This is a genomic window from Allofrancisella frigidaquae, from assembly GCF_012222825.1.
Classification (GTDB): Bacteria; Pseudomonadota; Gammaproteobacteria; order Francisellales; family Francisellaceae; genus Francisella; species Francisella frigidaquae.
Genome location: NZ_CP038017.1, coordinates 1,469,940 through 1,488,417, shown reverse-complemented (window position 1 = coordinate 1,488,417; position 18,478 = coordinate 1,469,940). Strand labels below are relative to the sequence as shown.

Here is an 18,478-nt window from a genome sequence, read left to right as displayed (position 1 = left end):
TTAATGTCTAGAAGAAATAGAGCTCCTAAAAGAGATATTTTACCTGATCCTAAATATAAGAGTCAGGTTGTTACTAAATTTGTTAACCATATAATGTTAGATGGTAAAAAATCTATTGCAGAAAAAATTGTATATGGCGCATTTGATAAGATTAAGGCAAAAAATGCTTCAGTCAGTGAGGTTGAAGCTTTTGAGCAGGCTTTAGAAGGTGTTAGTCCTATGGTTGAGGTTAAATCTCGCCGTGTTGGGGGTGCTACTTATCAAGTTCCTGTCGAGGTTAGACCAGAGCGTCGCCAAACTTTAGGGATGAGATGGATTATAGAAGCTGCTCGTAAGAGAAAAGAGAGTACTATGGGTGATAGAATTGCTGCTGAAATCCTAGAGGCTTTAGAGGGCAGGGGTGCTGCTGTCAAGAAAAGAGAGGATACTCATAAGATGGCAGAAGCTAACAAAGCGTTTGCTCACTTTAGATGGTAATTAAGGAGAAAGATAGTGTCTCGTAAAACTGCTTTAGAGAAATATAGAAATATTGGTATCTGTGCTCATGTTGATGCAGGTAAAACTACTACTACTGAGCGTATCCTTTTTTATACAGGTTTATCTCATAAGATAGGTGAGGTACATGATGGTGCTGCTACAATGGACTGGATGGAGCAGGAGCAAGAAAGAGGTATTACAATTACTTCAGCTGCGACTACTACATTTTGGAAAGGTATGGATCAACAATTTGATGAGCATCGTATAAATATTATTGATACTCCAGGCCACGTTGATTTTACAATTGAAGTAGAGCGTTCTTTACGTGTTCTTGATGGCGCTGTGGTTGTTTTTTGTGGTTCTTCAGGTGTTGAGCCTCAATCAGAAACTGTATGGCGCCAAGCAAATAAGTATGGTGTTCCTAGAATAGTATTTGTTAATAAAATGGATAGATCTGGAGCTGACTTTGAAAGAGTTTGTGCTCAGATTAGAACTAGATTAAAAGCAAAAGTTGTTCCTGTACAGCTAAATATAGGTGCTGAGGAAGATTTTAAGGGTGTAATAGATCTTGTTAGAATGAAAGCTATTATGTGGAATGAAGAAGACATGGGTCTTACTTATGAGCTTGTTGATATTCCCGCAGAACTTCAAGATAGAGCAGAAGAGCTTCGTATGGAAATGGTAGAGGCTGCTGCTGAAGCTTCGGAAGAGCTTATGGAAAAGTACTTGGAAGAGAGCGAACTTACTGAAGAAGAAATCCATGAAGGTTTGCGTAAACGTGTGATTTCTAACGAAATTGTATTAGCTTTTTGTGGCTCGGCATTTAAAAATAAGGGTGTTCAAGCTGTTCTTGATGGTGTTGTGCGTTATTTGCCGGCACCTAACCAAGTTCCTGCTATTAAATGTGAAACTGAAGATGGTCAGCCGGCAGCAAGAAGATCTTCTGATGATGAGCCTTTTGCGGCATTGGCCTTTAAATTAGCTACTGATCCATTTGTTGGTAACCTTACATTTATACGTGTTTATTCTGGTGTTCTTAAGTCTGGTGATGCGGTTTATAACCCTGTTAAGAGTAGGAAAGAGCGTGTAGGACGTATAGTTCAGATGCATGCTAATAAGCGTGAAGAGATTAAAGAAGTTAGGGCTGGTGATATTGCTGCCTGTATTGGCCTTAAAGATGTAACTACTGGTGATACATTGTGTGATCTTGATAAAGTAGTGGTTCTTGAGAGAATGGAATTCCCTGAGCCAGTTATTTCTGTTGCTGTTGAGCCTAAGACAAAAGCAGATCAAGAGAAGATGGGTATTGCTTTAGGTAAATTGGCTGCGGAAGATCCTTCATTTAGAGTTAAAACTGATGAAGAAAGTGGTCAGACAATTATTTCTGGAATGGGCGAGCTTCACTTAGATATTATTGTTGATCGTATGAGACGTGAGTTTAAAGTAGAGGCAAATGTTGGTAATCCACAAGTTGCATACAGAGAAACTATTAGATCAACTGTTGAGCAAGAGTCTAAATTTGTTCGTCAGTCGGGTGGTCGTGGTCAATATGGTCATGTATATGTGAAATTCGAACCGTTATCTGGCCAGGATGAGAATGGTGAAGATAAAGTTTATGAGTTCGTTGATGCTATCGTTGGTGGTGTAGTTCCTAAAGAGTATATAGGTTCTGTATCTAAGGGTATCGAAGAGCAATTGTCAAATGGTGTTTTAGCGGGCTATCCTATGATAGGTGTTAAAGCTACACTGTTTGATGGTTCATATCATGATGTTGACTCATCTGAAATGGCATTTAAGATTGCTGGTTCCATGGCTCTCAAAGAAGGTGCTAAAAAAGCTAACGCTTGTATTTTAGAGCCTATCATGAAGGTTGAAGTTGTAACTCCAGAGGATTATCTTGGTGATGTTATGGGTGATTTAAATAGAAGAAGGGGTATTATTGAAGGTATGGATGAAAATCCAAGTGGTAGAGTGGTTAGTGCTTTAGTTCCTCTTGCGGAGATGTTTGGTTATGCAACTAACGTACGCTCTATGAGTCAAGGTAGAGCCTCTTTCTCTATGGAATTTAAAAAGTACGCGGAAGTGCCAAATAATATCGCTGTTGAAATTATAAAATCTCGTAACTCATAATTAAAAGGAAATAAAAAATGGCTATAAATAATCAACGTATTAGAATTAGATTGAAAGCCTTTGATCATAAGCTTATTGATGTTTCTACGCAAGAAATAGTTGATACTGCTAAAAAAACAGGGGCACAAGTTAAGGGACCTATTCCTTTACCAGTTCGTAAGGAAAGATTTACAATTTTGATTTCTCCTCACGTAAATAAAAAAGCAAGAGATCAGTATGAGATAAGAACTCATAAGAGATTGATTGATATCGTAGAGCCTACAGATAAGACTGTGGATGCTCTTATGAAATTAGATTTAGCATCAGGTGTTGATGTTCAGATCAGTTTAAGCTAATATATACGTTACTTTTTTGAATATAATTTCAGAAATTCCAAAAAGTAGCTATTAGGTCTCTGTGGTCAATCGCAATCATGGAGTTAATATAATAATAATAGAGGATTAAATAATGTCTTTAGGATTAGTTGGTCGCAAATGTGGTATGACTCGTATTTTTACTGAAGATGGTGTTTCTATACCTGTAACAGTTATCCATGTGGAGCCAAATATGGTTACGCAAGTTAAAACTGTTGAGAAGGATGGTTATAATGCTATTCAGGTAACTACTGGCTTTAAAAAACGTTCTAATGTAAATAAGCCTATGTCTGGGCACTACGCTAAAGCTGGTGTAGAGCCAGGGAGAGGTTTGTGGGAATTTACAATCGAGGGTGATGATAAATACCAAGTTGGTTCATCTTTTGATGCTACAGTGTTTGAGGCTGGTCAAAAAGTTGATGTAAGAGGTGTATCTAAAGGTAAAGGTTTTGCAGGTGCTGTAAAGCGCCATAATTTTAGTACACAAGATGCTACTCACGGTAACTCTTTATCTCATAGGGTGCATGGTTCTACTGGTCAGAACCAAACTCCAGGCCGAGTTTTTAAGAACAAGAAAATGGCTGGGCATATGGGTAATGAGAATGTTACTATCCAGTCACTTGAGGTTGTAAGAGTAGATGCAGAAAATGGTTTACTTCTTTTAAAAGGTGGTATTCCAGGAGCGGTTGGTGGAGATGTTATAGTTTCTTCAGCAGTAAAGAGTTAGTAGATTAAATATTAAAATACCGGAGAGTTATTGTGGACTTAAATATTAAATCATTAACTGGTAAAGAGGCTAGTTCCGTTGATGTTGCAGATAATGTTTTTGCAATCGACTATAACGAGTCTTTAATTCACCAGGTTGTTGTTGCCTATATGGCAGGTGCTCGTCAAGGTACAAAAGCTCAGAAAACCAGATCAGAAGTTTCTGGTGGTGGAGCAAAGCCTTGGAGACAAAAAGGTACAGGTAGGGCTAGAGCTGGGACCATCCGCTCTCCTATCTTTAGAAAGGGTGGAGTTACATTTGCCGCTAAACCTAAAAGTTATAAACAAAAAGTTAATCGTAAGATGTATGCTGGAGCAGTTAAATCAATCTTATCTGAGTTGCTAAGATCAGGTAGAATGATTGTTGTTGAAGAAATGAAGTTAGAAACTCCAAAAACAAAAGAATTTAAAGCTATGGTTGATACTTTGGGTCTTAAGGATGTGCTTTTTGTGGTTGGCGTTGAGGAGTTTGATGAGAACTTATACCTTTCTTCAAGAAACCTTAAGAATGTGGCTGTGTGTGATTCTGTAGATATTAACCCAGTTTCTTTGGTGTGCTTTGAAAATGTAGTTGTTACTAAAAAGGCAATAAAAGAAATAGAGGAGAAATTAGTATGAGTTCTCAAGAAAAAATATTAAAAACTGTTGTAAGACCTCATGTTTCTGACAAAACTTATGGTTTATCAGATGCTAATTCTACAGTTGTGTTTGAGGTTGCTAGGTTCGCTAACAAGTATGATGTTAAAGATGCAATTGAGCAGCTATTTGAAGTTAAGGTTGAATCAGTTAATATCCTTAATGTGAAGGGTAAAGCACGAAAATTTGGCCGTATTGAGGGTAAAACAAAAGCTTGGAAGAAAGCTTATGTGAAGCTTGCTGAAGGGCATGATATCAATTTTGTTGGTGCAGAGTAATTTTAAGAAGGTTTGTAAGTCATGATTGAAATAAAAAAAGCTAAACCTACTTCACCTGGCCGTCGTCACGTAGTGAGCGTAAAAAATACAGAATTACATACAGGTAAGCCATTCAAAGGTTTGGTAGAAGTAAAGAAAAAAAATGCTGGTAGAAATAACACTGGTAGAATAACAGTACGTCATCAAGGCGGTGGTCATAAGCAGCACTATCGTATAGTTGACTTTAAAAGAAATAAAGATGATATTGTAGCTAAGGTTGAAAGGATTGAATACGATCCTAACCGTAGTGCAAATATTGCTTTAGTTTTATATGCTGATGGTGAGAGAAGATATGTGATTGCACCTAAGGGTCTAAGTAAAGACATGTCAATAATTTCTGGTGAGAAAGTTGATGTGGCTGTTGGCAATTGCATGCCACTTAGAAATATCCCTTTAGGTACAGTAATTCATAATCTAGAAATGAAGCCTAAGAAAGGTGCTCAGATGATTAGAAGCGCAGGGACTTTCGCTCAGCTTGTTGGTAAGGATAATGCATATGCAATTATTCGTTTAAGATCAGGTGAGATGAGAAGGGTGCTTTTAGATTGTAGAGCTGTTATTGGTGTTGTATCTAACTCTGAACATAACCTAAAATCTCTAGGTAAGGCTGGTGCTAAGCGTTGGAGAGGGATTAGGCCTACTGTTAGAGGTGTGGCTATGAACCCGGTAGATCATCCACATGGTGGTGGAGAGGGTCGTACTTCAGGTGGTAGACATCCTGTTACACCTTGGGGCGTACCTACAAAAGGTTATAAGACGCGTAAAAATAAGCGCTCTAATAAATTAATTGTTCAAAAACGTAAGTAATTAGGGAGAAGGGTGTGCCTCGTTCGTTAAAAAAAGGACCTTTTGTAGATCATCATCTGCTAAAAAAGGTTTTTGAAGCGCAAGAAAGTAATTCTAAAAAGCCGATCAAAACTTGGTCAAGAAGATCAATGATCGTGCCAGATATGATAGGTTTAACCATGGCTGTACATAACGGTCAGCAACATGTGCCAATTCTTATGACAGAAGAAATGGTGGGTCATAAGTTAGGAGAGTTTGCTATAACTCGTAACTATCGTGGCCATGCGGCTGATAAAAAAGCTAAGAAGAAATAGTTGGGGTTATATACATGGAAGTACAAGCTAAATTAAAATTTGCAAGAATCTCGGCTCAAAAATGCAGATTGGTTGCTGATCAAGTTAGAGGATTGCCAGTAGAAAGAGCTCTTAATATTTTGTCTTTTAGTAATAAAAAAGCAGCGGTTTTAATAAAAGAAGTTTTAAACTCTGCAATCGCTAATGCTGAGCATAATGACGGTATGGATATTGACTCTTTATATGTCTCAACTGTATTTGTAGATGAAGGTCCTACTATGAAGCGTTTTGAAGCAAGAGCTAAAGGTAGGGGTAATCGTATTTTAAAAAGAACTTCACATATTACTGTGAAAGTTGCTGAGAAAAATTAAGAGGTGTAGTAATAATGGGTCAAAAAGTAAATCCTAATGGAATTCGTTTGGGTTATATAAGAGACTGGCGTTCAACTTGGTATGCAGACTCCTCTAGTTACGCTACAAAGCTTAATGAAGACATTAAGGTAAGAGAGTTTTTACATAAGAAGCTGGCGTCTGCAGCAGTAAGTAAAATCCAAATAGAGAGACCTGCTCAAAATGCTAAAATCACAATTCATACAGCAAGACCTGGGATTGTGATTGGTAAAAAAGGCGAGGATGTTGAAAAATTACGTGCAGAAGTGCATAAGTTAATGGGTATTCCTGTACAAATTAACATAGAAGAGATTCGTAAGCCAGAATTAGAGGCTAAATTAGTGGCTGAAAGTGTTGCTCAACAATTAGAAAAAAGAGTGATGTTCAGAAGAGCTATGAAAAAAGCTATGCAAGCTGCTATGAAGTCAGGAGCTAAAGGAATCAAAATTATGGTAAGTGGCCGTTTAGGTGGTGCTGAAATAGCTCGTTCTGAATGGGCTAGAGATGGTAGGGTTCCGCTACAGACTTTTAGAGCAGATGTTGATTATGCTACAGCTGAAGCTTTAACAACTTATGGTGTTATTGGTGTTAAAGCTTGGATTTATAAAGGAGAAATTCTTCCGGGTCAATTGGCTGAGAAGAAAAATAATAAAAAAGGAGCTAGATAATGCTACAGCCTAAGCGTACAAAGTTTCGTAAACAGCAAAAGATGCGTAATAGAGGCTTGGCTCATAAAGGCAATAAAGTAAGCTTTGGTGAGTTTGGTCTTCAGGCAACATCTAGAGGTAGAATTACTGCTAGACAAATAGAGGCGGGACGAAGAGCAATCAATCGTCATATCAAGCGTGGTGGTAAGGTTTGGATAAGAATTTTTCCAGATAAGCCTATTACACAAAAGCCTTTGGAAGTTCGTATGGGTAAAGGTAAAGGTTCAGTTGAGTATTGGGTTGCTCAAATTCAACCAGGACGTGTGCTATATGAGATTACTGGTGTTAAAGAAGAGTTGGCTCGTGAAGCTTTTGAAAGAGCGGCTGCTAAGTTGCCAGTGTCGACAACTTTTGTTGAAAAGCAGGTGATGTAATGAAGAGAAAAGATACTTTAAAAGATTATAGAGGTAAAAGTATTGACCAGTTGCAAGAAGCTAAAATCGAGTTGTTACAACAGTTATTCTCGCTTCGTATGCAAAAGGGTACAGGGCAATTAAAGAAAAATCACTTATTTAAAAGTGCAAAAAAAGATATTGCTCGTATAAATACAATAATATCAGAAAAGAGTAGATAGGTGTCTATAAGATGAGTGATAAGGTTAGACTACTAGAGGGTAAAGTCTCTAGCGATGGTATGGATAAAACAGTAGTTGTAAAAGCTGAAAGATATGTTAAATTCCCTGTGCTTGGTAAGTTTGTGAAAAAAACTACTAAATATTATATTCATGATGAAAAAAATGAATGTAAAAAAGGTGATGTTATTAGGTTTAAGGAAACTAGGCCTTATTCAAAAACTAAGAGATGGTGTTTAGTAGATATTATTCGTAGAGAAAAATAATAAATTTGATTTTATTTTTGTTTATTGATATATTTATTGGGCTGCAAAAAGTCACTGCAGTCTTTATATAATAATAAATAAGGGTTATTTGTATGATTCAAATGCAGACAGAGCTCCAAGTTGCTGATAATAGTGGCGCTAAGAGAGTTGAGTGTATAAAGGTGTTGGGAGGCTCTCATCGTAGGTATGCATCTATAGGTGATGTTATCAAGGTTACGGTGAAAGAAGCTTCTCCAAAAGGTAAGGCTAAAAAAGGAAATGTGTATAACGCTGTGGTTGTTAGGACTGCTAAAGGTGTACGCAGAAAAGATGGTTCTTTGATTCGTTTTGATAATAATGCAGCTGTACTATTAAATGCTAATGGTCAGCCAATTGGCACGCGTATCTTTGGCCCAGTTACAAGGGAACTTCGTTCTGAAAAGTTTATGAAGATTGTATCTTTAGCACCAGAAGTACTATAATTATTTATTGAGGTGTAGGTAATGAATAGATTAAAAAAAGGTGATGACATAATAGTCATTGCCGGGAAAGACAAGGGTCGCAGAGGCGTAGTTAAATCATTCGCTAAAGGTGGTTCTTTGGTTTTGGTAGAAGGCGTAAATGTTGTTAAAAAGCACGTTAAGCCAAATCCAAATAGAGGTATCGAAGGTGGAGTTGTTGAAAAAGAGCTTCCTATAGATGCGTCGAATGTTGCTATTTTTAACCCAGCTACACAGAAAGCTGATAGAGTGGGTTATAAATTTGTTGATGAGAAAAAGGTTCGCTACTTTAAGTCTAATGGCGAGCTTGTAGACTTATAGGAATAAGTTTTATGGCAAGATTAAAAGATCATTATCAAAAAGAGCTTGTTGCTAAGTTAAAAAATGAGCTTAAATTGGATAATATAATGGAAGTGCCTCGTATTGAGAAAATTACTCTTAATATGGGTGTTGGTGATGCAGCAAAAGATAAAAAGATTATGACTTTTGCTCTAAACGATTTGACAGCAATAGCTGGGCAAAAGCCAGTTGTTACTAAGTCTAAAAAATCTATCGCTGGTTTTAAAATACGTGATGGTTGGCCAATAGGCTGTAAAGTTACGTTACGAGGCGAGCGTATGTATGAGTTCTTAGATAGGCTTATAACAATTGCTGTCCCTAGAATTAGAGATTTTAGGGGGTTAAGTCCTAAGTCTTTTGATGGTAGAGGTAATTATAGTTTGGGTATGAGAGAACAAATCTCTTTCCCAGAAATTGATTACGATAAAATTGATATCATTAGAGGTTTAGATATTTCAATAACGACTACTGCTAAAAATGATGACCAAGGAAGAGCTTTGCTAAGAGCTTTTGGTTTTCCTTTTAAATCATAATTAAATTGAGGTTTTAAATGGCAAAAAAATCTATGATTCAGAGAGAGTTAAAGAGAGAAAAGTTAGTAGCTAAATATGCTCAAAAAAGAGCTGAGCTTAAAGCTATTGTTCTCGATATAAACTCTACTGAAGAGCAAAAATGGGAAGCTCAAATTAAGCTGCAAAAATTACCAGTAAATTCTTCAGCTTCTAGGGTTCAAAGAAGATGTAAGGTTACAGGTAGACCTCACGCTGTTTATAGAAAATTTGGTTTATGCCGTAATAAACTAAGAGAGTATGCAATGGCAGGTGATGTTCCTGGTCTGAAAAAAGCTAGTTGGTAATAAGGAATTTAGATTATGAGTATGCAAGATCCTATAGCGGATATGTTTACAAGAATTAGAAATGGTCTTTCGGCACATAAAGAAACCGTTTCTATTCCTTTTTCAAAAATGAAAATGGAAATAGCAAACTTTTTGGTAAAAGAAGGTTATGTTGCACAATGTTCAAAAGCAACAACAGCAAAGGGTCATCCTTCTATAAATATTGAGCTTAAATATCATGCTGGTACCCCTGTGATTGAGATGATCAAGAGAGTTTCTAGGCCAAGCTTAAGAATATATAAGTCACATGCAGAGTTACCTAAAGTGTATGGTGGTTTTGGTGTTGCTATCGTTTCTACTTCAAAAGGTTTGGTGAGTGATAGAGAGGCTAGAGCCCTTGGTATTGGTGGTGAAATTATTGGCTACGTGGCTTAATGTTGGAGGAATATAATAATGTCAAGAATAGGTAAAAAACCTGTCATTATACCAAGTGGAGTTACCATAAGTGTGGCTGCTGGTAATGAGGTGCAGGTTAAAAGCGCTAAAGCAACTTTGACAAAAAAATTCTCTACTGATGTGAATTTTGATATCGCTGACAACGTTGCTAATATCAAACCTTCAAGTAGTAGCAAAAACGCTATTGCTCAATCTGGTACAGCTAGAGCTATATTAAGTAATATGGTTGAAGGTGTAACAAAAGGATTTGAAAGAAAGTTGAAAATTATAGGTGTTGGTTACCGTGCTAAGGCTCAAGGTAGTGAATTAAATCTAACTTTAGGTTTTTCACATCCAGTTGTTTATCAGCTGCCTGAGGGGATAATAGCGGAAACTCCAGCTCCTACAGAGATAATTTTAAAAGGTGCTGATAAAGAACTTTTGGGTAAAGTAGCTGCTGAAATTAGAGATTATAGGAAGCCTGAGCCTTATAAAGGCAAAGGTGTCCGCTATGAAGGCGAATTTGTAGTTAAGAAAGAAGCTAAGAAGAAGTAGTAGTAAAGGATAATATTATTATGGATAAGAAAACTGCTCGTTTGAATCGTAGTAAGCGTACTAGAATCAAGCTAAGAGAATTAGGGCATACTAGGCTTTGTGTTTTTAGAACACCTAAGCACATTTACGCTCAGGTTATTTCTAGTGATGGTTCTACCGTGTTAGCTGCTGCATCTACTGTAGAAAAAGATATAAAAGCAAAATGTAAATATACTGGAAATGTTGCATCTGCTGTAATTATTGGTGAAGAGATCGCTAATAGATGTAAAGAAAAAGGTATAGAAAAAGTTGCTTTTGATAGATCAGGATATAAATATCATGGACGTGTTAAGGCTTTAGCAGATGCTGCTAGAGAACATGGTCTACAGTTTTAATAAATAAAATATGGATGATTATTCATTATGTCTAATGAAGTGAAAAAAAATGAAGAACTGATTGAAAAGTTGGTTAGTGTTAAAAGGCACTCTAAGACAGTAAAAGGTGGTAGAATTATGAGCTTTGCTGCCTTGACAGTTGTGGGTGATGGCAAAGGCAAGATTGGAATAGGTAGAGGTAAATCAAGAGAAGTGCCTATAGCTATCCAAAAAGCTATGGAAAGCGCTAAAAGAAACATGGTATCAGTCAATTTAAATAATGATACGTTATGGTATCCAGTGATGTCGAATCATGGAGCATCTAAGGTGTTTATGCAACCTGCTTCAGCAGGTACAGGTATTATTGCTGGTGGTGCTATGCGTGCAGTTTTTGAAGCAGTAGGTGTGCATAACGTTTTAGCAAAGACTTATGGTTCAACTAATCCAGCAAACGTTGTTAGAGCTACTATCGCTGGTTTGGCAAAAATTAAATCACCAGAAGAGATCGCTGAGAAAAGAGGCCTTTCTGTTGAAGAGATTCAGGAGTAATTTAAAATGACTCAAGCTAAAACATTCAAGGTTACTTTAGTAAAAAGTCTTATTGGCCGTAAGCAAAACCATATAGCATGCGCTAGAGGTTTGGGGTTAAGAAAGATACGCCATACAGTAGAAGTTCTTGACACTGTTGAGAATAGAGGTATGGCTAATAAAATATATTATATGGTTAAAGTAGAGGGGTAGTATAAGATGAAATTAAATACAATTGCTCCTGCTGTTGGCTCAAAAAGTGCTCCTAAGAGACTAGGTCGTGGTATTGGAAGTGGACTGGGGAAAACTTCTGGTAAAGGTCATAAAGGACAAAAAGCGCGTTCAGGTGGCTATCATAAAGTAGGTTTTGAAGGCGGACAAATGCCTTTGCAAAGAAGACTACCAAAGTTTGGTTTTACTTCTCCAACTAAGAGATATATTGCTGAAATCAGATTGCATGAATTAAATAATATTGCAGTAGATGAGATTACTTTGGATGTCCTGAAAGACTTTGGTCTTGTTAGAAAAGATATAAAAACAGCTAAGGTTATAGCCAGTGGAGAGATTCAAAAAGCTATTAATCTAAAAGGAGTGGCTTGCACTAAAGGTGCGAAAGAAGCTATCGAAAAAGCTGGCGGTAAAGTAGAGTAAGAAACAAAAATATGTCAAAGTTTAATAGTGCTTCAGGTACAGGTGAATTAAAATCTCGTTTGATCTTTGTTGTGATGGCTATTATTGTGTTTAGGTTAGGAGTTTATATTCCTATTCCGAACATAGATCCAGCAAAATTGGTAGATATTATTTCTAATCAACGCTCATCAACTAGTGGTTTGATGAGTATGTTTAATATGTTTTCTGGCGGCGCTCTTACTCAGATGAGTATATTTGCTCTAGGTGTAATGCCTTATATCTCAGCATCTATAATTTTTCAAATGTTGTCAGCAGTTTATCCTAAGTTTATAGAGTTAAAAAAAGAAGGTGAATCTGGCCAGAAAAAAATAACTCAATATACTAGATATTTAACTCTTGCTTTAGCGTTGGTGCAATCTTTAGGTATAGTTGCTTTTGTGTTACACCAAGAGGGTTTAGTAACAACAAATAATACAGTTTTGTTTTATTTGACAACTATCGTTTCGGTGACTACAGGTAGTATGTTTTTGATGTGGCTAGGTGAGCAAATTACAGAAAGAGGAGTTGGTAATGGTATTTCATTATTAATTTTCTCTGGTATTGTAGCTAACCTTCCCGCTGAAATTTTAAATACTATTTCACAAGCAAATGCGCCAGGTTCTAGTATAACTTATTTATCAGTTTGGGTACTACTTATTTTACTACTACTAGTGATTGCTTTTGTAGTGTTTATGGAAAGTGCTCAAAGAAAAATAACTGTAAATTACGCTAAAAGACAGCAAGGTAGAAAAATGTATGCTGCTCAAACTAGCCATTTACCATTAAAACTTAATATGGCAGGGGTGATTCCAGCGATATTTGCATCTTCGATACTTATGGTACCAGGTGTATTATTTGGTTGGTTATCTAACTATAGTTCATTAGGTTGGTTGGCTGATGTTTCAGAAATACTTCAGCCCGGTAGTATAGTTTACACTATAGTATTTGCAGTAACTATTATATTTTTCTGTTTCTTTTATACTTCTTTAGTATTCAATCCGAAAGAAACAGCTGATAACCTGAAAAAGTCAGGAGCTTACATTTCTGGTGTTAGACCTGGTGAGCAAACTGCTAAATATATAGATGCAGTCATGACAAGGCTAACTTTGGTAGGATCGTTGTATATTACAGCAATATGTTTATTGCCTATATTTGTAGTTAAATTTTTTGCACAGGGATTGTCATTTACATTTGGTGGTACTTCGTTGCTAATTGTGGTAGTGGTTATGATGGATTTCATGGCTCAAGTGAGATCACATATGATGTCAACTCAGTATGATTCTTTATTAAAAAAAGCAAATCTCAGCAGTAAGAGAAAGTAGAGAAATTTTTGGAGAAATATAATGAAAGTTAGAGCTTCAGTTAAAAAAATGTGTAGGAATTGTAAGGTTATAAAACGTAATAGAGTTGTTCGCGTTATATGTACTGATCCTAGGCACAAGCAAAGACAAGGTTAAGGTACCAAGCTTATATAAATAAAGCTTGATTATTTGTTTTTAAAAAGTTATCCTAGCAAGTTACTAATTGCTTGTGGTAGCACTAAACTAAAGATAATTATTAGGAGTGAAATAAATGGCTCGTATAGCTGGTGTTAATATTCCTGTTCATAAACACGCTGTAATAGGATTAACTTCGATTTATGGAATAGGTAAAACAAGAGCGATGAAAATTTGTGAGAATTGCAAATTAAATCCAACTGTTAAAATCAAGGATTTAACAGAAGAGCAAGTTGAGAGCTTAAGAGCAGAAGTTGCTAAATTTACTGTAGAAGGTGATTTACGCCGTGAAGTTTCTATGGATATAAAAAGACTTATGGATTTGGGTTGCTACAGAGGTAGAAGGCATCGTCGTAGCCTTCCTGTAAGAGGGCAAAGAACGAAGACTAATGCTCGTACTCGTAAAGGTCCGAGAAAGCCTATAAAGGCATAATACAATTATAACTATAACGATTAAAGGGTAGATTATATGGCTAAGTCTGTTAGATCAACAAAGAAAAAAGTAAAAAGAGTAGTTACTGATGCAGTTGCTCATATTTACTCTTCTTTTAACAACACTATAGTAACTATTACAGATAGACAAGGTAATGCTTTATCATGGGCTACATCTGGTGGTAGTGGCTTTAGAGGGTCAAGAAAAAGTACACCATTTGCCGCGCAGGTTGCAGCAGAAAGAGCAGCTGATATGGCCTTAGAATATGGTGTTAAGAATGTAGATGTTTTAGTAAAAGGACCAGGTTCAGGTAGAGATTCAGCTGTTAGAGCTTTGAATACTAAGAACTTGAAGGTAACTAGTATAACAGATGTGACTGGTTTGCCTCATAATGGATGTCGTCCTCCTAAAAAACGTCGTGTTTAATATTTTAAAGGGAATTTTATAATGGCTAGATATCTAGGACCAAAGTGTAAACTTTCTAGAAGAGAAGGTACGGATTTATTCTTAAAAAGTGGCGTAAAAGCTATTGATGAAAAATGTAAAATGAATACAGCGCCAGGTCAGCACGGAGCTAGAAAGGCTCGTCTTTCTGACTATGGTCTTCAGTTAAGAGAAAAGCAAAAAGTTCGTCGTATGTATGGTATTTTAGAAGGTCAATTTAAGAAATACTATGTTGAAGCAAGTAGAAGAAAAGGTAACACAGGTGCTACTTTACTAGAGCTTTTAGAGTCAAGGTTGGACAACTTAGTTTATAGAATGGGATTTGCTGCGACTAGAGCTGAAGCAAGACAATTAGTCGTGCATAAAGGTATATTATTAAATGGTAAAACATGTAATATACCATCTGCGCAAATTAAAGCTGGTGATATTGTTGCGGTTAAGGAAAAATCTAAGAAACAATTGAGAATACAAAACGCAGTAGAGCTTGCAAAACATAGAAAAGAACTTTCTTGGATAGATGTAAATACTGATACTTTAGAGGGAACTTTAAAAACTTCTCCAGATAGATCTGAATTATCATCAGATATAAATGAACAATTAATTGTCGAGCTTTACTCTAAGTAATTATATTTTTTAAGATTCATTACTTTAGTAGCTCATTATAGCCTTATTTCAAGGAGATTTTTAGTGAGTAATAATAATTTGAAACAGGAATTTACACCTAGTGTACGACTTATAGAAGAATTGGGTGCTTTTGGATATAAGGTGCAGCTTTCTCCTGTGGAAAAAGGTATGGCTCATATTCTTGGTAACTCAATCAGAAGGGTTCTGCTTTCATCTTTGCCTGGAGCATCTATAGTTAAAGTAAATATAAAAGGTGTTTTGCATGAATACTCTACATTAGATGATGTTAAGGAAGACATTGTTGAAGTAGTTTCAAATTTAAAAAAAGTAGCGGTAAAGCTTGATGAAAATGTTGATAATGTTGAACTAGAGCTATCAGTTAATAAAAGTGGCGTTGTTACAGCAGGCGACTTTAAAGTTACTGGTGGAGTTGAGATTATAAATAAAGATCAAGTGATCGCAACTTTAACGAATAAGAGAGAACTTAATTTGGTAGCTAGCGTTGTTTGGGGAAGAAACGTTGGTATTCTTTCAGCGATGCCTGCTGAATTAGAGAAAGTAGGTGATATAGCTGTAGATGCTGATTTTAACCCAGCTAAAAAGGTAGCCTTTGAAGTTATTGAGAATGATGATAGTGAAGTATTAGAAATATTTCTAAAAACAAACGGGACTATAGAACCATTAGAAGCTGTTACAAAATCGTTGGAATACTTTTGTGAACAAATGTCAGTATTTGTTTCTTTAAAGGTGCCAAATCACAGTAAGATCGGAGATGCTTTAATAGATTCTAATATTGACCCGATACTTCTTAAGCCGATAGATGATTTAGAACTTACAGTTAGATCATCTAATTGTTTACGGGCTGAAAATATTAAGTATTTAGGAGATCTAGTTCAGTATTCTGAGTCGCAACTAATGAAAATACCTAACCTAGGTAAAAAATCTCTTAATGAAATTAAGCAGATACTTATAGATAACAACTTATCTCTAGGAGTTGTAATTGATAATTTTAGAGAATTAGTTGAAGGTAAATAAAATATATAGTAATCAAATAATATTAACTATAAAGGAGTAATTACTATGAGACATCATAAACAAGGTAGGAAGTTCAGCAGAACTAGTAGTCATAGAAAAGCAATGTTCAAAAACATGTCAGCTTCTCTTATTAATCATGAGATTATCAAAACTACATTACCTAAAGCTAAAGAACTAAGAACAATAATTGAGCCTTTAGTTACTTTAGCAAAAAGAGAACATAAATTAAGAAATGAGTTAGATACAAACTCTAATGAGTTTAAATCACAGTCTGTAGCTTTAAGAAGACAAGCTTTTGATTTCCTGAGAAATAAAGCAGCAGTAAAAAAGCTTTTTGAAGAGTTTGGAGTGCGTTTCGCTGAAAGAGCAGGTGGTTATACTAGAGTTCTGAAATGTGGATATAGATTTGGTGATAAAGCACCAATGGCATTTATTGAGCTAGTTGATAGACCACAAGTTGAAGAAGTAGCTGACGAAGGATAAATCTAATTTTTAATTTAACAATATTTTCCTTATCTTTTTATATAAAAAAATCTTGAAAAATAATATATAACTCTCATATTAACCATGTTGTAAATAGGTTAATCTAATAAAAGAGGGTTATATAAATGTCAGAAAAAAAATACACTTTTGAAACTGAAGTAGATAAGTTACTTCATTTAGTTATTCATTCGCTATATTCAAATCGTGAAATATTCCTAAGGGAGCTAGTTTCTAATAGTTCTGATGCTATTGAGAAACTTAGATACGAAAGTATTTCAAATGCACAACTTAATGAAGATGATACTGATTATGCTATAAAAATAGATTTTGATAAAAAAGCTAAGACAATAACTGTTAGTGATAATGGTATTGGTATGACAGAAGAAGAAGTTATCGAAAATTTAGGAACAATAGCAAAATCAGGCACTAAAAAGTTTTTAGAAAGTTTAACTGGTGATAAAAGTAAAGATAATGAGCTGATAGGCCAATTTGGAGTTGGGTTTTATTCGTCATTTATAGTCGCAGATAAGGTAACTGTAAGAACTAGAAAAGCAGGACAAGATAAATCTCAAGCAACAAAGTGGGTATCTGATGCACAAAATGGTTTTACTGTAGAGAGTATTACAAAAGAAAAGCGTGGTACGGAGATTACTCTTCACCTTAAAAAAGAGCATGAAGACTTATTGGAGCACCAAGTTTTAAAAGGGTTAGTCAATAAGTATTCTGACTGTATAAATACTTCTATCCAAATGAAAAAAGTTGAGTTTGATAAAGATGGTAAGCAAACTATAAAAGATGAATATGAAACTGTAAATAATACTAAAGCTATCTGGTTAAGATCAAAAGATGAGATTACAGATGATGAGTATAACGAATTCTATAAGTATATTTCACATGATTTTGCTAATGCATTGATATGGTCACATAATAAGGTAGAAGGTAATCTTGAATACACTAGCTTGTTATTTATACCAGAAAATAAATCTTTTGATTTTTGGAATAGAGATAAGGATTATGGTTTATCTTTATACGTACGTAGAGTGTTTATTATGGAGAACAAAGAATTACTACCTCCATATTTGAGGTTTATTAAAGGTGTAGTTGACTCTGCTGATTTGCCTTTGAATGTGTCGCGTGAAATTCTACAACATAATAAAGTAATTGATAAAATTAAAAAAGCATCGGCTACAAAGATTCTTAGTGAGTTAAGTAAGTTAGCTAAGAAAGATAAAGAGAAATACCAAAAGTTTTGGGATAATTTTGGTCAAGTGCTAAAAGAAGGTGTTTCGGATGACTATAGCAATAAAGAGAAAATCGCTGGTCTATTAAGATTTACTTCTACAGCTAGTGAAGACGCTAAACAAACAGTATCTTTAACTGACTATATTTCACGTATGAAAGAAGGTCAAGATATTATTTACTATATTACTTCAGATAGCTATAAAGCTGCGCTAAACAATCCTCAATTGGAAGTATTTAAAAAGAAAGGTATCGAAGTGCTTCTAATGACAGATAGAATAGATGAGTGGATGATGTCTAGTTTGACTGAATTTGATGGTAAGCATATGAAATCAATTATCAAAGGTGATATTGATTTAGATAAGTTTGAGACTGAAGAAACCAAAGAAAAATTTGAAAAAGAAACCAAAGATTTCGAAAAAGTGTTAAAAGATATCAAAGAAGTGTTAAAAGATAAGGTTGAAGATGTACGTTTATCTAAGCGTTTGACAGATTCTCCAAGTTGTGTGGTTGTAAATGATTATGGTATGAGTTTACATATGCAGAAAATGATGGAAGAAGCTGGACAAGCATTTATGCCTGGTATGGGTATGAAGCCAGTTTTGGAGCTAAATTCTGAGCATCATCTTGTACAAAGGTTAAAAGATGAGCCTGATACAGAGGTTTTTGGTGATTTGTCACAGTTACTGCTTCTTCAAGCGATGTTTGTAGAGGGGGCTAAGATAGAAGATCCAATGACTTTTGTTAGATTAGTTAACAAGTATATCAAGTAAACTTTCTATGTCAGCCTTGAGTCCCTTGAGGCTTTCTATTAACTGTGTAAATAGGTTTATAAATATGT

The 18,478-nt window shown here is 35.4% G+C and carries 31 protein-coding genes; all 31 read left to right on the top strand.

What is annotated here, in order from left to right; translation table 11 throughout:
- Nucleotides 1-3: 3 nt before the first annotated feature.
- The 31 genes from rpsG (at nt 4) to htpG (ending at nt 18,410) form a co-directional block, all read left to right on the top strand.
- Nucleotides 4-477 carry a 30S ribosomal protein S7 gene (rpsG, locus tag E3E15_RS07040; RefSeq protein WP_035720303.1) on the top strand — a complete coding sequence of 158 codons (474 nt, stop codon included), beginning with the start codon at nt 4-6 and terminating at the stop codon, nt 475-477.
- 15 nt (nt 478-492) lie between these two features.
- A complete protein-coding gene (fusA, locus tag E3E15_RS07035) occupies nt 493-2,607 on the top strand; it encodes an elongation factor G (protein WP_172107090.1) in 2,115 nt (704 codons plus the stop codon).
- 17 nt (nt 2,608-2,624) lie between these two features.
- On the top strand, nt 2,625-2,942 hold the full coding sequence (gene rpsJ, locus E3E15_RS07030; protein ID WP_096334699.1) for a 30S ribosomal protein S10: 318 nt from the start codon (nt 2,625-2,627) through the stop codon (nt 2,940-2,942).
- Between the two features lie 112 nt (nt 2,943-3,054).
- Nucleotides 3,055-3,687, top strand: a complete 633-nt coding sequence (gene rplC / locus E3E15_RS07025; protein ID WP_172107089.1) for a 50S ribosomal protein L3 — start codon at nt 3,055-3,057, stop codon at nt 3,685-3,687.
- 32 nt (nt 3,688-3,719) lie between these two features.
- On the top strand, nt 3,720-4,343 hold the full coding sequence (gene rplD, locus E3E15_RS07020) for a 50S ribosomal protein L4 (protein ID WP_035720299.1): 624 nt from the start codon (nt 3,720-3,722) through the stop codon (nt 4,341-4,343).
- The gene (rplW, locus tag E3E15_RS07015; protein ID WP_172107088.1) at nt 4,340-4,639 is read left to right on the top strand and encodes a 50S ribosomal protein L23; all 300 of its coding nucleotides are present in this window, start codon (nt 4,340-4,342) and stop codon (nt 4,637-4,639) included. Before rplD ends, rplW begins: the two co-directional genes overlap by 4 nt.
- Before the next feature lie 21 nt (nt 4,640-4,660).
- Nucleotides 4,661-5,485 carry a 50S ribosomal protein L2 gene (gene rplB, locus E3E15_RS07010; RefSeq protein WP_035720297.1) on the top strand — a complete coding sequence of 275 codons (825 nt, stop codon included), beginning with the start codon at nt 4,661-4,663 and terminating at the stop codon, nt 5,483-5,485.
- Between the two features lie 14 nt (nt 5,486-5,499).
- On the top strand, nt 5,500-5,778 hold the full coding sequence (gene rpsS, locus E3E15_RS07005; RefSeq protein WP_035720295.1) for a 30S ribosomal protein S19: 279 nt from the start codon (nt 5,500-5,502) through the stop codon (nt 5,776-5,778).
- Between the two features lie 14 nt (nt 5,779-5,792).
- On the top strand, nt 5,793-6,128 hold the full coding sequence (rplV, locus tag E3E15_RS07000; RefSeq protein ID WP_035720293.1) for a 50S ribosomal protein L22: 336 nt from the start codon (nt 5,793-5,795) through the stop codon (nt 6,126-6,128).
- A gap of 14 nt (nt 6,129-6,142) precedes the next feature.
- A complete protein-coding gene (gene rpsC, locus E3E15_RS06995) occupies nt 6,143-6,814 on the top strand; it encodes a 30S ribosomal protein S3 (RefSeq protein ID WP_035720291.1) in 672 nt (223 codons plus the stop codon).
- A complete protein-coding gene (gene rplP, locus E3E15_RS06990) occupies nt 6,814-7,227 on the top strand; it encodes a 50S ribosomal protein L16 (RefSeq protein ID WP_035720289.1) in 414 nt (137 codons plus the stop codon). The genes rpsC and rplP overlap by 1 nt, the downstream gene beginning before the upstream one ends.
- Nucleotides 7,227-7,427 carry a 50S ribosomal protein L29 gene (rpmC, locus tag E3E15_RS06985; RefSeq protein WP_172107087.1) on the top strand — a complete coding sequence of 67 codons (201 nt, stop codon included), beginning with the start codon at nt 7,227-7,229 and terminating at the stop codon, nt 7,425-7,427. The genes rplP and rpmC overlap by 1 nt, the downstream gene beginning before the upstream one ends.
- Before the next feature lie 11 nt (nt 7,428-7,438).
- Nucleotides 7,439-7,690: a 30S ribosomal protein S17 gene (rpsQ, locus tag E3E15_RS06980; protein ID WP_172107086.1), complete on the top strand. Its 252-nt coding sequence runs from the start codon at nt 7,439-7,441 to the stop codon at nt 7,688-7,690.
- A gap of 92 nt (nt 7,691-7,782) precedes the next feature.
- A complete protein-coding gene (gene rplN / locus E3E15_RS06975) occupies nt 7,783-8,151 on the top strand; it encodes a 50S ribosomal protein L14 (RefSeq protein ID WP_035720283.1) in 369 nt (122 codons plus the stop codon).
- A 21-nt stretch (nt 8,152-8,172) separates the two neighbouring features.
- A complete protein-coding gene (rplX, locus tag E3E15_RS06970) occupies nt 8,173-8,490 on the top strand; it encodes a 50S ribosomal protein L24 (protein WP_035720281.1) in 318 nt (105 codons plus the stop codon).
- Nucleotides 8,491-8,501: 11 nt separating this feature from the next.
- Nucleotides 8,502-9,041, top strand: coding sequence for a 50S ribosomal protein L5 (gene rplE, locus E3E15_RS06965; RefSeq protein WP_035720279.1), 540 nt, complete (start codon nt 8,502-8,504; stop codon nt 9,039-9,041).
- Between the two features lie 17 nt (nt 9,042-9,058).
- Entirely contained in the window at nt 9,059-9,364 is a 306-nt protein-coding gene (gene rpsN / locus E3E15_RS06960; protein WP_172107085.1) for a 30S ribosomal protein S14, read from the top strand.
- A gap of 15 nt (nt 9,365-9,379) precedes the next feature.
- Complete coding sequence (gene rpsH / locus E3E15_RS06955) at nt 9,380-9,778, top strand: 30S ribosomal protein S8 (protein WP_035720271.1); 399 nt, start codon at nt 9,380-9,382, stop codon at nt 9,776-9,778.
- A gap of 18 nt (nt 9,779-9,796) precedes the next feature.
- Nucleotides 9,797-10,333, top strand: coding sequence for a 50S ribosomal protein L6 (gene rplF, locus E3E15_RS06950; RefSeq protein WP_172107084.1), 537 nt, complete (start codon nt 9,797-9,799; stop codon nt 10,331-10,333).
- A gap of 20 nt (nt 10,334-10,353) precedes the next feature.
- Nucleotides 10,354-10,707, top strand: a complete 354-nt coding sequence (gene rplR, locus E3E15_RS06945) for a 50S ribosomal protein L18 (RefSeq protein WP_035720267.1) — start codon at nt 10,354-10,356, stop codon at nt 10,705-10,707.
- A 27-nt stretch (nt 10,708-10,734) separates the two neighbouring features.
- Entirely contained in the window at nt 10,735-11,235 is a 501-nt protein-coding gene (gene rpsE, locus E3E15_RS06940) for a 30S ribosomal protein S5 (protein WP_035720265.1), read from the top strand.
- A 6-nt stretch (nt 11,236-11,241) separates the two neighbouring features.
- A complete protein-coding gene (gene rpmD / locus E3E15_RS06935; RefSeq protein WP_035720264.1) occupies nt 11,242-11,427 on the top strand; it encodes a 50S ribosomal protein L30 in 186 nt (61 codons plus the stop codon).
- Nucleotides 11,428-11,433: 6 nt separating this feature from the next.
- Nucleotides 11,434-11,865 (top strand): 50S ribosomal protein L15, encoded by a 432-nt coding sequence (rplO, locus tag E3E15_RS06930; protein WP_035720263.1) that lies wholly within the window; start codon nt 11,434-11,436, stop codon nt 11,863-11,865.
- Between the two features lie 11 nt (nt 11,866-11,876).
- The gene (gene secY, locus E3E15_RS06925) at nt 11,877-13,205 is read left to right on the top strand and encodes a preprotein translocase subunit SecY (RefSeq protein ID WP_035720262.1); all 1,329 of its coding nucleotides are present in this window, start codon (nt 11,877-11,879) and stop codon (nt 13,203-13,205) included.
- A 21-nt stretch (nt 13,206-13,226) separates the two neighbouring features.
- Nucleotides 13,227-13,340, top strand: coding sequence for a 50S ribosomal protein L36 (gene rpmJ, locus E3E15_RS06920; RefSeq protein ID WP_003017816.1), 114 nt, complete (start codon nt 13,227-13,229; stop codon nt 13,338-13,340).
- Nucleotides 13,341-13,455: 115 nt separating this feature from the next.
- Nucleotides 13,456-13,812 (top strand): 30S ribosomal protein S13, encoded by a 357-nt coding sequence (rpsM, locus tag E3E15_RS06915; protein WP_035720260.1) that lies wholly within the window; start codon nt 13,456-13,458, stop codon nt 13,810-13,812.
- A 36-nt stretch (nt 13,813-13,848) separates the two neighbouring features.
- Entirely contained in the window at nt 13,849-14,238 is a 390-nt protein-coding gene (gene rpsK, locus E3E15_RS06910) for a 30S ribosomal protein S11 (RefSeq protein WP_035720259.1), read from the top strand.
- A 21-nt stretch (nt 14,239-14,259) separates the two neighbouring features.
- Nucleotides 14,260-14,880, top strand: coding sequence for a 30S ribosomal protein S4 (gene rpsD / locus E3E15_RS06905; protein ID WP_035720258.1), 621 nt, complete (start codon nt 14,260-14,262; stop codon nt 14,878-14,880).
- Between the two features lie 63 nt (nt 14,881-14,943).
- Nucleotides 14,944-15,915 (top strand): DNA-directed RNA polymerase subunit alpha, encoded by a 972-nt coding sequence (locus tag E3E15_RS06900; protein WP_172107083.1) that lies wholly within the window; start codon nt 14,944-14,946, stop codon nt 15,913-15,915.
- Between the two features lie 45 nt (nt 15,916-15,960).
- Complete coding sequence (gene rplQ, locus E3E15_RS06895) at nt 15,961-16,398, top strand: 50S ribosomal protein L17 (protein ID WP_172107082.1); 438 nt, start codon at nt 15,961-15,963, stop codon at nt 16,396-16,398.
- Between the two features lie 125 nt (nt 16,399-16,523).
- A complete protein-coding gene (htpG, locus tag E3E15_RS06890; protein ID WP_172107081.1) occupies nt 16,524-18,410 on the top strand; it encodes a molecular chaperone HtpG in 1,887 nt (628 codons plus the stop codon).
- The last annotated feature ends 68 nt before the right edge of the window (nt 18,411-18,478 follow it).